At 73.1% G+C, this 12,529-nt stretch carries 11 protein-coding genes; 6 read left to right on the top strand and 5 right to left on the bottom strand.

Going from position 1 to position 12,529, the window contains the following annotated elements; genetic code table 11:
* Window positions 1-17 precede the first annotated feature (17 nt).
* Window positions 18-1,085: a DUF368 domain-containing protein gene (locus AB0K08_RS00975; RefSeq protein WP_363350744.1), complete on the top strand. Its 1,068-nt coding sequence runs from the start codon at window positions 18-20 to the stop codon at window positions 1,083-1,085.
* A 4-nt stretch (window positions 1,086-1,089) separates the two neighbouring features.
* On the opposite strand, the gene AB0K08_RS00970 is transcribed toward AB0K08_RS00975, so the two are convergent.
* Window positions 1,090-1,545 carry an NUDIX domain-containing protein gene (locus AB0K08_RS00970; RefSeq protein WP_363350742.1) on the bottom strand — a complete coding sequence of 152 codons (456 nt, stop codon included), beginning with the start codon at window positions 1,543-1,545 and terminating at the stop codon, window positions 1,090-1,092.
* 178 nt (window positions 1,546-1,723) lie between these two features.
* Between AB0K08_RS00970 and AB0K08_RS00965 the strand changes: the two genes are divergently transcribed.
* Window positions 1,724-3,634 (top strand): heavy metal translocating P-type ATPase, encoded by a 1,911-nt coding sequence (locus AB0K08_RS00965; protein ID WP_363351820.1) that lies wholly within the window; start codon window positions 1,724-1,726, stop codon window positions 3,632-3,634.
* Here the strand turns inward: AB0K08_RS00965 and AB0K08_RS00960 are convergent.
* Window positions 3,600-4,505: a PhzF family phenazine biosynthesis protein gene (locus AB0K08_RS00960; RefSeq protein ID WP_363350740.1), complete on the bottom strand. Its 906-nt coding sequence runs from the start codon at window positions 4,503-4,505 to the stop codon at window positions 3,600-3,602. The two genes, AB0K08_RS00965 and AB0K08_RS00960, sit on opposite strands and share 35 nt — an antisense overlap.
* Window positions 4,506-4,540: 35 nt before the next feature.
* On the opposite strand from AB0K08_RS00960, the gene AB0K08_RS00955 reads away from it, so the two are divergent.
* Window positions 4,541-5,182, top strand: coding sequence for a maleylpyruvate isomerase family mycothiol-dependent enzyme (locus AB0K08_RS00955; RefSeq protein WP_363350738.1), 642 nt, complete (start codon window positions 4,541-4,543; stop codon window positions 5,180-5,182).
* Window positions 5,183-5,209: 27 nt separating this feature from the next.
* Here the strand turns inward: AB0K08_RS00955 and AB0K08_RS00950 are convergent, their stop codons facing one another.
* Together AB0K08_RS00950 and AB0K08_RS00945 are read right to left on the bottom strand one after the other, a co-directional pair.
* Entirely contained in the window at window positions 5,210-5,860 is a 651-nt protein-coding gene (locus tag AB0K08_RS00950; protein WP_363350736.1) for an NAD(P)H-binding protein, read from the bottom strand.
* 89 nt (window positions 5,861-5,949) lie between these two features.
* Complete coding sequence (locus AB0K08_RS00945) at window positions 5,950-6,801, bottom strand: LysE family transporter (protein ID WP_363350734.1); 852 nt, start codon at window positions 6,799-6,801, stop codon at window positions 5,950-5,952.
* A 71-nt stretch (window positions 6,802-6,872) separates the two neighbouring features.
* Between AB0K08_RS00945 and AB0K08_RS00940 the strand changes: the two genes are divergently transcribed.
* Together AB0K08_RS00940 and AB0K08_RS00935 are read left to right on the top strand one after the other, a co-directional pair.
* On the top strand, window positions 6,873-7,778 hold the full coding sequence (locus tag AB0K08_RS00940) for an ArgP/LysG family DNA-binding transcriptional regulator (RefSeq protein ID WP_363350732.1): 906 nt from the start codon (window positions 6,873-6,875) through the stop codon (window positions 7,776-7,778).
* 64 nt (window positions 7,779-7,842) lie between these two features.
* The gene (locus AB0K08_RS00935; RefSeq protein WP_363350730.1) at window positions 7,843-8,841 is read left to right on the top strand and encodes an aspartate dehydrogenase domain-containing protein; all 999 of its coding nucleotides are present in this window, start codon (window positions 7,843-7,845) and stop codon (window positions 8,839-8,841) included.
* Window positions 8,842-8,872: 31 nt separating this feature from the next.
* Here AB0K08_RS00935 and AB0K08_RS00930 read toward each other — a convergent pair whose 3' ends face one another.
* Window positions 8,873-9,442 (bottom strand): DUF2087 domain-containing protein, encoded by a 570-nt coding sequence (locus tag AB0K08_RS00930; protein ID WP_363350728.1) that lies wholly within the window; start codon window positions 9,440-9,442, stop codon window positions 8,873-8,875.
* Between the two features lie 91 nt (window positions 9,443-9,533).
* Between AB0K08_RS00930 and AB0K08_RS00925 the strand changes: the two genes are divergently transcribed.
* The gene (locus AB0K08_RS00925) at window positions 9,534-12,449 is read left to right on the top strand and encodes an FAD-binding and (Fe-S)-binding domain-containing protein (RefSeq protein ID WP_363350726.1); all 2,916 of its coding nucleotides are present in this window, start codon (window positions 9,534-9,536) and stop codon (window positions 12,447-12,449) included.
* The last annotated feature ends 80 nt before the right edge of the window (window positions 12,450-12,529 follow it).

Raw genomic sequence — 12,529 nt, 5'->3', positions numbered from 1 at the left:
CGGAGGTCCCCCGCGTCATGTCCCGTCCCGAACCCCCTGCCGCCTCACCCGCCGGCAACCCGACCGGCACCCCGACCGGCACCCCGGCCGAGCCGACCTCCCCGGCCGGGAGGCCGACGTCGTTGATGGGAAACCTCATCCGCGGCGCGCTGATCGGCGCGGTGGAGACCGTGCCGGGGGTCTCCGGCGGCACGGTGGCGCTCGTGGTGGGGATCTACCACCACATCATCGACTCGGCGGCCCACCTGATCTCGGCCGGGCGCCGGCTCATCACGGGCCCCGACCGCCGGGCCGGCGCCGCCGAACACCTGGCCCGGGTGCACTGGCGCGTGGTCATCCCGGTGGGGATCGCCATGGTGCTCGCGGTGTTCACGGTGGCCGGGCCCATGGCCGATGCCATGGAGAACCACCCCGTGCTGATGCGCGCGCTGTTCTTCGGCATGGTGCTGGCCTCCGTGGCCGTGCCGTTCCGGATGATGCTGCAGGGCCTGGCCACCGAGCGGTTCCGCCGCGTGGCCGTGGGCAGGGACCCCGCCGAGGTCCGCCTGCGGCCGGTCCACCTGATCGGCGGGGTGCTCGCGGCGGCGGCCACCTTCCTGCTGGTCTCCCTGCCGCCGGCCTCCGTGGAGGCCCATCCCCTGGTGCTGGTGCCGGCGGCCATGGTGGCCGTGTCCGCGCTCGTGTTGCCGGGGCTCTCGGGCTCGTTCCTGCTGCTGACGTTCGGCCTCTACGAGCCCACGCTGCGCGCCGTGGACGAGCTCGACCTCGCCTACCTGGGGGTCTTCGCGCTCGGCATGGCGCTGGGAATGGTGGTGGTGGTGAAGCTACTCAAATGGCTGCTGGACCACCACCACACCATCACCCTGGCCCTGCTGACGGGCGTCATGGTCGGCGGGCTGCGGACCCTGTGGCCCTGGCAGGACGAGACGCGCGCCCTGACGGGCTGGGGGGACGACGTCGGCCCGGCAGCCCTGCTGGCCCTGGCCGGTTTCGCGGTGGTCGCCGTCCTGCTGGTGGTCGATGCCCGGGTCCAGCACCGCTTCCTGCGCGAGCACGATGCGCACGGCGATGCCGTCAAGGGCTGAGCCCTCAGAACGGGCGGCGGTCCTTGAGGTGCTCGAAGACGGCCAGCAGCAGCGGGGCCATCCCGTGGCCGTCGGGGGCCTGGGGCGCAGCCGGGTCCATCCAGACCAGTTCCTCGATCTCCGCATCCGGCGTGGGGACCTCGTTGCGGGCCAGGGGCCGCAGCAGGACGAAGACCTCCGAGTGCAGCTGCAGGCCATTCTCGTTCGCGGCCGGGGTGTCCCAGGCACCGAGGTACTCCAGGTCCTCCGGCGGGACGGCCAGTCCGGTCTCCTCCGCCAGCTCGCGGATGGCGGTGTCCAGCGCGGACTCGTCCCCCTGCTGCTTGCCGCCGGGGAACATGAACATGCTGGTGCCGGTCTTCCGGACCGTGAGGATCTCACCGTTCGGACGGTACAGAACCACCGCGGCCACCTCGATCGGCTGGGTGGCGCGGGATCCGTCCGGAACTGTGTTCTGCATCCCCCCATCTTCTCGCGGCCGCACCGAAAAGGTTGAAGATGTCCGCAGGGCGTGTTGTACCCGCCGGTAGGCCCTGCGGGACACTGCCGAAGGCCTGCGAGCTCAGGAGAGCCTGCCCTTCGTGGCCAACCTCATGGTGACGGGGCAGAATCGGATTCTCGAGGAGGCCCTGACCATGATGATCTTCACTGCGGCTCGTTCGTACCCGTGGGTGCTCGCCACCCTGGCGGGCCTGGCGACGGTGGGCCTCCTGGAGTGGGCTGGCGCCCAACCGGTGGCCCAGCTGATCGCCTCGGTGTTCGCCCTGGCGGTGGCCGCGTGGACCGCAGTGGGCATGGTGCGGGACCTGCTTCGCGGACACTGGGGAGTCGACGTCCTGGCCGTCACCGCCATCGTCGCCACCGTCGTGGTCGGTGAGTATCTCGCGGCGCTGGTGGTCTGCCTGATGCTCACCGGCGGCGAGGCCCTGGAGGATTATGCCGCCGGGCGGGCCCGGAAGGACCTGTCGACCCTGCTGGACCGCGCGCCACAGCAGGCCCACCGGCTGAACCCGGACGGCACCAGCCAGGACATCGCCCTGGGCGAGGTCCGCCCCGGCGACCGGCTGCTGATCCGTCCGGCCGAGGTCGTGCCGGTGGACGGCACCCTGGCGGCCGGCCCCGGCGGCGCGGAGATCTCGGCGGACTTCGACGAGTCCTCGTTGACCGGGGAGTCGCTGCCGGTCACCCGGATATCAGGCGAGGAGGTCCTCTCCGGCGCGCTCAATGGGCAGCAGGCCGTGGAACTGGTGGCCAACTCCACCGCCGAGGACTCCCAGTACGCCCGGATCCTGGCCCTGGTGCAGGAGGCTGCCGCATCCCAGGCACCGATGGTGCGCCTGGCCGATCGGTATGCGGTGCCCTTCACCGCCATCGCCTATCTCATCGGCGCCGTGGCCTGGTGGTCCTCCGGAGACCCGGTCCGCTTCGCGGAGGTGCTGGTGGTCGCCACCCCGTGCCCGCTGCTGATCGCCGCCCCGGTGGCGTTCATGGGCGGGATGTCCCGCGCGGCCAAGAACGGGGTCATCGTCAAGTCCGGCGGCATCATCGAGGCCCTGGGCTCGGTCCGCACGGCCGCATTCGACAAGACCGGCACGCTCACCTACGGCCGTCCCGAACTGCTGCAGGTCCGCCCTGAGCCCGGGATCGGCGGGGAGGAGATGCTGCGGCTGGCCGCCTCGGCCGAGCAGTACTCCGTCCACGTGCTGGCCGAGTCCATCCGCACCGCCGCGGTGGACCGGGGCCTAGACCTGATCAGTGCCGCCGATGCCCGTGAGGAGGCCACCAACGGGGTGACGGCCACCCTGGCCGGACGCCGGGTGATCGTGGGCAAGCACGGCTACGTCCGCGCACACACCACCGGGCTCACCCAGACCGACCTGCGGCCCGGCCAGTCCGCCGTCTATGTCGGGGTGGACGGGCGCTTCGCCGGGACCCTGATCCTCTCCGACCAATTGCGCGGCAACGCCGCCGCGACGCTGGCCGAGCTGGACCGTCTCGGCGTGAAGCACCGGATGATGCTCACCGGGGACGCAGAGGCCACCGCCGGACATATCGCCGCCCAGGCCGGCATCACCGAGGTGGACGCCGAACTGCTGCCCGAGGACAAGGTCCGCCTGATCCGTGAGGCGAGACCCGGCCCCGTGATGATGGTCGGCGACGGCGTCAATGACGTGCCGGTGCTGGCCGTGGCCGACGTCGGCGTGGCGATGGGAGCCCGCGGCTCCACGGCCGCCTCCGAATCCGCGGACGTGGTGATCCTCACCGATGACATCTCACGCGCGGCCGTGGCCGTCTCGGTGGGCCAGCGCACCCTGCAGGTGGCGCGGCAGTCGATCTGGACGGGCATCGTGCTGTCCCTGGTGCTGATGATCACAGCCGCCTTCGGGGTGATCCCCGCGATCGTCGGCGCCTTGTTCCAGGAGGTCGTGGACGTGGTGGCGATCGTCAACTCGCTGCGCGCGATGCGCCCCGGCCGCCGGGAGATCCAGGATTTCCAGGCCCTAGCCGATCCGGCTATCGGCCCCGCAGGGACACCGTGCCCTCGATGACCGTGACGCAGGCCCCGCCCACCCAGATGGTCCCCGGCTCCGCGGGGTCCTGTTCCAGGTGGACCCGTCCGGCGCGGCCCAGGGCTGTGCCCTGGGAGGCCACGTACCGGCCCGGCAACCGGCCCGCGCCCATGAGCCACTGGGCCAGCCCCGCGTTGAGGCTGCCCGTCACCGGGTCCTCCGGGATCCCCATCCCGGGGATGAAGGCGCGGACCTCGACGTCGGCCGGGGACTCCGCCGCGAGGTGCGGTCCCACGAGGCCCACCTTGAGCTCGGACCCGGCCTGCGGGGCGGCGCGGAGCACAGCCTCGGCGTCCGTGAGCAGAAGCCCCATCCAGCCGGGCCCGTTGTCCACCCAGGCCGCATCCACCAGGTCGGCCCGGCCCAGCCCCACCTCGGTCAGGGCCCGGTCCACGTCGGCGGGGTCCACCGGACCGGAGCGCACCAGGGGCGGGGCGGCGAAGGCGAGGCGGCCGGCGTCGTGGGCCTCTCCGTCTCCATCCTCCCGGCGCAGGGTGATCAGGCCGGCGGCACACTCCTGGACCACCCGCCCCTCGGTCCCAGGGCTGCCGCCCGCGGCCAGCCACGCGTGCGCCGAGCCGAGGGTGGGATGCCCCGCGAAGGGCAACTCACCGCCCGGGGTGAAGATCCGCAGCCGATAGTCGGCTGCGCGGTCCGTGGGAGCCAGCAGGAACGTGGTCTCGGAGAGGTTGGTCCACCGTGCGAAGGCGGCCATCTCCGCCTCGTCCACGTCGTCGGCCGCATGCACCACGGCCACGGGGTTGCCGGCCAACGGCTCCGACGAGAACACATTGACCTGGGAGAAGGGATGGGTGGCGAGGGGGCGGGCGGAGGTCTCGGGCAGATCCATGGGCCGAGTGTAACGGGGTGACCTAGGGTGGGAGCGTGAACCACCTCTGGGAGCTCATCCACGCCGAACGCACCGCCCTCGCGGAGGATCTGGCGGGTCTGGACGAGGAGCAGTGGAAGCGGCACACCCTCGCCACCGCCTGGACCGTGGAGGAGGTCGTGGCCCATCTGACAGCCGGGGCATCGATCGGCTTCTGGGCCTGGATCCGCAGCATCGTCGGGGCCGGGTTCAATGCGGACACCCACAACCAGCGGCGGCTCCAGGAGCGGCTGGGCCCCACGCCGGCGGACACGCTGGAGCGGTTCCGCGCGACGATCGACTCCACCGTCTCCCCGACCGGGACCCTGCCGGCCTGGCTGGGCGAGGTGGTCATCCACGGCGAGGACATCCGGCAGCCCCTCGGCCTGCACCGGGGCTACTCGGACGAGGTCCTGGTGACGCTGCTCCAGTTCTTCGAGTCCTCGAACTTCACGGTCCCCTCCAAGGCGCGCGCCCGCGGGCTGACCCTGGTGGCCCGGGACGTGCACCACTGGGTCGGCGCCGGGCCGGAGGTGGAGGGCACCGCCAAGGACCTCATCATGGCCCTGGCCGGGCGGCCGGTGCCCGCCGAGCGGTTCCGCGGCCCCGGCGCCCTGGACTTCGACGCCCGCGGCCACGAGCCGTCCCAGCGCCGCTGACTCCAGTTGCCCGGGGCGGCGATGGAGTCAGGCGTCCGAGACGGTGAACCGGGTGTTGCGGTAGGACGGGTGCTGCAGCTCGTCGAGGATGCCCACGGCCATGGTGCCGGCCGTGGTGTGGGAGCCCCCGTCAGCGGCGGTCAGCAGGGAGTCCCGGCCCACCTGTGGCGTGGTGGCCTCGCCGGGGGTGAACATCATCTGCGGGGAGACCCCCACCCACTCCGCCGAGTCCACGGTGCGCAGATACTCCAGCTGCTCCAGGGCCGCCTCCGGGATGCTGATCCAGGCCTCGGAGCCGGGGGCGCTGCGGATGTCCTCGATCGCCAGCCGCCCGGTCTCCGGGTTGGTCAGGGACCCGGCCCCGAGGATGAACACCAGGCGCGGGGATGCCTCGTCCGCGGCGGGCGCAGCCGCCACCAGCTGCTTCGTGAGGTCGTTGTGGGTGTAAGCCTGTTCCGGCGAGGTGCCGAAGGCGTCGACCACCGCGTCGAAGCCGGCCAGGTCCGCGGCGGTCAGCTCGAAGGCGTCCTTCTCCACGACGGCGGCCTCGGCCCCCAGCAGCTCCCTCGCCTTGGCTGCGTCGCGGACCAGCGCCACGGCCTCCTCGCCGCGGCGCACCGCCTCGCGGTAGATCTCCTGGCCGGCCATGCCGGTGGCTCCGATGATGCCGATCTTCATGCTGTGCTCCTTGTCGACGACGTGTCCATCATCTGGGGCAACAGTGCGGCGGCGAGGTCTCTTCCCGCCACGCGGAATGCGGAGCCGGATCAGCCGAAGGCGAGGCCGCCGGCGATGAACACCATCACCGAGCCGACCACGAGGTCCACGATCTTCCACGTGCGCGGGGTGTCCAGCAGCGGTGCGAGCGCGCGGACGCCGAAGCCCAGGGTCAGGAACCAGAGCGCCGAGCCCGCCAGCGCGCCGCCGGCGAAGACCCACTTCTGCGCCCCGTAGGAGTTGGCGAGGGTGCCCAGCATGACCACCGTGTCCAGGATCGCGTGCGGGTTCAACAGCGAGACACTCAGGGCGGTCAGCACCACGGTCCAGACGGGGCTCGGCGCGCGCCGGGGGGAGCCGGAGCGCTCCATCCGCACGGACAGCCGCCGCTGGTCCGAGACCACGGCCAGGGTCCCGGTCGACGGTCCGCCGCCGCTCCCCCGCCGGTTCCCGGCCCCAGGCGCGACGCCGGCCCCGGCGCCCACCAGCGCGGGCTCGCCCCCTCGGGTCCCGCCGGCCACCTCGTCGGCGACGTCGGCAGCCGGCCGCGCGCCGTCGTCGTGCCCCGCGCCCTGTGACCGCACCCCCGCCGTCTCGTCCTCGTCCACCGTCATGGACCGGCGGGTGGCGAACGCGGAGCGGAAGGAGGAGAACGCAAACCAGAGCAGGTAGGCCACGCCGCCCCACTTCAGGACTTCGAGCAGCCAGGGGGCGTTCTCGGCGATCACGCCGACGCCGGCCGTACCGGCCGTGATCAGCACGATGTCCCCCACCAGGCAGACGGCGAGCGCCAGCAGGAGGCGGTCGCGGCGGATGGCCTGGCGCATGATGAACAGGCTCTGGGCACCGATGGCCACGATGAGGGCGAGGCAGGTCAACAGACCGGTCAGGAAGATCGTCACAACAATCACGGTAGGTTGACCTGCGGCTTCCGTTCCACCTGCATATCCTTCAGGGTATTAAGCTTTCCTTCATGAACACCGATCACCTGCGTGCCCTCGCCGCCGCCGTGGACGAGGGCACCTTCGATTCCGCCGCCGACGCCCTGCGGATCTCCGGATCAGCCTTCTCCCAGCGCATCAAGGCCTTGGAGAAGGACGCCGGCCAGGTGCTGCTGACGCGCACCGTCCCGGTGGGTACGACGTCGGCGGGAGACCGGATGCTGCGGCTAGCCCGGCAGGTGGCCGTGCTGGAGGACGAGACCCGGCGTTCGCTCGGACGTGGCACGGGCGGGCGCACCGTGCTGTCCGTGGCGGTCAACGCCGACTCGCTGGCCACGTGGTTCGTGGAGGTGCTGCGCCAGGCCGCCACCTGGGACGACGCGGTGCTGCAGCTGCACCTGGAGGACCAGGAGCACACCCATGAGCTGCTCCGTTCCGGCTCGGTGATCGCGGCGGTCACCGAGCACCCCGCCCCGGTCTCCGGCTGCATCTCCATGGAGCTGGGCACCATGGACTACCACGCGGTGGCGGCCTCCTCCCTGCTGGACCGGCACCGAGGGGAGGACGGCACGGTGGACTTCGGGGCCGTGCCGGTGCAGGACTTCGGCACCCGGGACAACCTGCAGCGCAGCCGGCTCGCCGCGTGGCGGGCCGGGCGGGTGGAGGATTCCGCGGCACCCACCGCTGAGCCGCCGCGCCACCAGGTGCCGACCGTGGGCGGGTTCAACGCCGCCGTGGCGGCGGGCCTGGGCTGGGGCATGATCCCGGCGGGCCAGCTTCCGGAGGGGGTCCTGGAGGGCACCCACCCGGATCTGGTGACCATCCCACAGCTCGGCCAGTCCCGGGTGCCCCTGCACTGGCAGCGCTGGTCGGCCGGGACGGAGGCCCTGGACCGGCTGACCGCCGCCGTGCAGCAGGCGGCGCGCACCATGATCTGATCGGCCGGCTGTCCAGAGCCGCAACATGGCCGGCGCCGGGACGGTCGTGGTGTGGACTGTGGGCATGACGCCCGCAGCCTCCCCCGCCCACCCCGCTCCCGACGCCCTCGCAGCCTGTCCGCGCGTGCTCCTGCTGGGCTTCGGCGCGATCGGCCGCCACGTGGCCACGCTGCTGGCCCCGGAGCGGGAGGCCGGCCTGCTGCGGATGTGCGCGGCCGAACGGGAGGTCTCCGCCCATCGCGACCGGGCCATCCCGGGGGTCGAGCTCTCCACCACCGGCACGGACACGGACTGCCCCACCTGGGACGAGGCGCTGGCGGAGGCGGACCTGGTGGTGGAGTGCGCCGGCGTAGAACCCGCCGCCGAGTACGGGCCGGGCGTGATCGCCGCCGGGATCGACCTGGTCCTCACCAGCGTGGGCGCGCTGGCGGATCCGGAGACCGCACGCCGGCTGCTGGCCGGGCCAGGCCGACTCTGGGTGACCAACGGCGCCATCGGCGGCTTCGACGTGCTCGGCGCCGCGGCCGACGCCGGCGGGCTGGACGAGGTGCGCATCCGCACCGCCAAACTCCCCACCTCCCTGCTCCGGCCGTGGATGTCCGGCCCGCAGGAGGCCGAGCTGCGGGCCCTACGACCCGGTGATGACCCCGTGACGGTGTTCTCCGGCGGACCCGCCAGCGCGATCGAGCGGTTCCCGGCCAACGTCAATGTGGCGGTCGGGCTGGCCTGGGCCACGCGGGGACGCCCCGCACTCCCGCCCGGTGACCCCGCGCCCGGTGCCGGGACGGCGCAGGGTGACGTGTCCTCGCGAGGTGCCGGGGCCGGCGTCGGGCCCTCCCCGGCGGACGCCGAGCTGTTGCGGCGCTCCCTGGACCGGGTGCGGGTGGAGCTCGTGGCCGATCCGGGGGCCGGACGCAGCCGCCACGAAATCTTCGCCACCGGTCCGGCGGGCCGGATCGAGCTGAGCTTCGAGTCGGCGCCGAGCCCCGAGAACCCGAAGACCTCCGGGCTGACGGCCCTCTCGGTGGCCCGCACCGTGCGGGAGGCGCTGAACCTGCCCTGACCACTGGAATCCAGCGGTCGCGGAGGCCGGCCTAGGAGATCCGGGAGTCGGCGGGGATCGCGTACTCGGTCCCCGCGGCCGTGCGCTCGAGCAGCGATGCATCCACGAGGTAGCGGCGCAGCATCGCCACGTCCGGGTGGAACACGTGCAGCCGCTGGTTCAGCTGCTCCTCGCTCAGCACCTCGTCGGAGGCGAGCGCGTGGTCGCGCACCCACGCCAGCAGTTCGGCGCGCTCCGCCACAGACGCGGGCATCGCCTCGATCCGCGGTCCCCGCCCTGCGACCAGGAATTTCCCGACGCCGGCCCGCGCCCTCCCGGCCCCGGCGGCGGCGGGTGCCGTGAGCGGCGCCCGCACGGCGGCGCCGTCCACGGTGACGGAGCCCTCCGCGTCCTCGGTCAGGATGCCCAGGGAAAGCCAGCCGGCGACGGACTTCTGCTCCTTGGCGTTCAGTCCGGCGCGGGTGGCCGCATCCAGCTCGCCGAGGGTCGCCAGGGCGAAGACGTTGCGGGCGGCCTCATTGCCGAGCGCGGCGAGGATGGGCTTCCAGTCGGGTGGGGTCACGGGTGCGGGTGGGGCCGGAGTGTTGGCTGGATCACTCATGTCTCCAGTATGGCCTGCCCGGGGTACTTCAGACAGGACCCCTCGCCCTTGTGATGACCTGCGACGTCCGGCACAGTGCAGGGACGGGACCATGCCGGAACCGACTGCCGCCGCTACCCACCCTGTGGAGGGACCCATGCACGTGGACACCGCCGTCCGAGACCTCACCCCGGACCTCACCCAGGACACCCTTCGGGACGTGGTGCGCGAGCTGGAGCGAGAGGTGCGCGGCGAGGTCCTCACCTCCTCGCTCCGCCGGTCCCTGTACAGCTCGGACGCCTCCAACTACCGCGTGGCCCCCGAGGTGGCGGTCTGCCCGCTGGACGAGGCCGACGTCATCACCGCGGTCCGCATCGCCGCCCGGCACGGGCTGCCCGTGACCCCGCGGGGTGGGGGCACCTCGATCGCGGGCAACGCCGTGGGGCCGGGGCTGGTGCTGGATGTGGGCCAGCACCTCAACCGCATCGTCTCGATCGACGCCGCGGCGCGCTCCGCCGTCGTGCAGCCCGGCGTGATCCTGACGGACCTGCAGGCCGCCGCGGCGCCGCACGGGTTGCGCTTCGGCCCGGATCCGTCCTCGGCGAGCCGCTGCACCCTCGGCGGGATGATCGGCAACAACGCCTGCGGGCCGCACGGGCTGGCCTACGGGCGCACCGCGGACAACGTGCGCCGGCTGCGGTGGCTGCTGCCGGACGGCCGGATCCTGGACGTGTCCCCGGGGCAGGAGGCCGTGGACCGGGTGCCCGGGCTGGAGTCCTTCATCCAGCGGCACCTGCAGCTGCTGCGCACGGAGCTGGGGCGCTTCGACCGGCAGATCTCCGGCTACAGCCTGGAGCACCTGCTGCCGGAGAACGGCCGGGACCTGGCCGCCGCGCTGGTGGGGACCGAGGGCACGTGCGGGGTGTTGCTCGAGGCCGAGGTGGACCTGGTGCCGCGCGCGCCGGCACCCGCGCTGGCCGTGATCGGTTACCCGGACATGCCGGCCGCCGCGGACGACGTCCCCCACCTGCTGCCCCACCGCCCGCTGGCCCTGGAGGGGCTCTCGGCGGAGATGGTCGAGGTGGTGCGCCGCTCCCCCACCGGCTCGGGCATCCCGGAGCTGCCGGCCGGCGGCGGCTGGTTGATGGTGGAGGTCGGCGGGGCGGACGAGGCCGAGGCGGTGGCCGCCGCCGAGGCCATGGTCGCCGCCGCGAACGGCCTGGAGGCGGTGGTACTGCCGGCCGGCCCGGACGCCTCCAAACTCTGGCAGATCCGGGCCGACGGCTCCGGGCTCGCGGTCCGCACGGCCACCGGCGCGCAGGCCTGGCCCGGTTGGGAGGACGCCGCCGTGCCGCCCGAGCACCTCGGCGACTACCTGCGCGAGCTGAAGACGCTGATGGACTCCCGCGGCCTGGCCGGCCTGGCCTACGGGCACTTCGGGGACGGCTGCATCCACATGCGCATCGACTTCCCCTTCGCCGCCGGCACCGCGGAGTTCCGTGGTTTCATGGAGGCCGCCGCCGCCCTGGTGGCCCGCTACGGCGGCTCCCTCTCCGGCGAGCACGGGGACGGGCGGGCGCGCAGCGAGCTGCTGCCGGCCATGTACTCCCCCGAGGCGCTGGCGGTCTTCACCGAGTTCAAGGCACTGTTGGATCCTGCGGGGCTGATGAACCCGGGGGTGCTGGTGGACCCGGACCCCGTGGACGCCTCCCAGCGCCGCCCGGCCGCCGCCGCAGAGGGCGCCGCGGACGGCTTCGCCTTCGCCCACGACGACGGCTCCGTCACCGATGCCGTGCACCGTTGCGTGGGGATCGCCAAGTGCCGGGCGGACCTGCGGGAGCAGGGCACCTTCATGTGCCCGTCCTACCTGGCCACCGGCGACGAGAAGGACTCCACGCGCGGACGGGCCCGGGTGCTGCAGGAGATGCTCAACGGCTCCGTGGTCACGCTCGGCTGGGACGCCCCCGAGGTCCACGAGGCCCTGGACCTGTGCCTGTCCTGCAAAGCCTGCGCCACCGACTGCCCCACGGGGGTGGACATGGCCACCTACAAGTCCGAGACCCTGCACCGGACGTATCAGGGGAAGGTGCGCCCGCTGTCCCACTACACGCTGGGGCGGCTGCCGGGCTGGTTGCGGCTGGCGGCGCCGCTGGCCCCGCTGGTCAACGCCGCGGGGAGGGTCCCGGCGGTGCGGCGGGCCATGATGACCCTGATGGGGGCGGACCCCCGCCGTTCCCTGCCGCTGCTGCCGAAGGCGCCGTTCCGCTGGTCGGAGGCGGGCGTCGCTCCCCCGGCCGGTGGCGGCCGGCCGGTGGTGCTGTGGGTGGACTCCTTCTCGGACGCGCTGTCGCCGGAGATCCCCGCGGATGCCCTGACGGTGTTGGACGCCGCCGGCTGCGAGGTGCAGGTGGTCGGGCAGTCGGCCGGCGAGCAGGCCTGCTGCGGGCTCACGCTGATCTCGACCGGACAGCTCACCGCGGCGAAACAGAAGCTGCGCCGGACCGTGGAGATCCTGCTGCCGCACGTGCGGGCGGGGCGGGCCGTCGTCGGACTGGAGCCCAGCTGCACCGCGGCGCTGCGCTCCGACCTGGTGGAGTTGCTGCCCGAGCACCCCGGTGCGCGGGAGGTGGCCAGCGCTGTGCGGACCGTGGCCGAGCTGCTGGCTGAGTTGGACTGGACGCCCCCGCGGGTCACCGCCGCGGACGCGGAGCTGCTGGCCCAGCCGCACTGCCATCAGCACGCGGTCATGGGCTACGCCGCGGACCGGGGCCTGCTGGAGTCGATGGGTGTGGACGTGGAGCTGTCCAACGGGTGTTGCGGGCTGGCCGGGAACTTCGGCATGGAGCAGGGCCACTACGAGGTCTCGGAGACGATCGCCCGGCAGGGCATCCTCGCCGCGGCGGAGCGTTCGCCGGACAAGCCGATCCTGGCCGACGGGTTCTCCTGCCGCACCCAGGTCGCGGACCTCGCGGGCCTGCAGGGCCGTCACCTCGTCCAGGTCATCGCCGCCGCCCTGCGCACCCCCTGACCCCGGGGATCACGGCCGCGCCAGAGGTCGAGACACGCCGAGCCGATCCGCAGTTATCGCTCTCGTGATGCCACTGGTCG

The sequence above is a fragment of the Citricoccus sp. NPDC055426 genome (assembly GCF_040677445.1).
Lineage (GTDB): Bacteria > Actinomycetota > Actinomycetes > Actinomycetales > Micrococcaceae > Citricoccus.
This window is presented reverse-complemented; position numbering and strand designations above follow the sequence as displayed.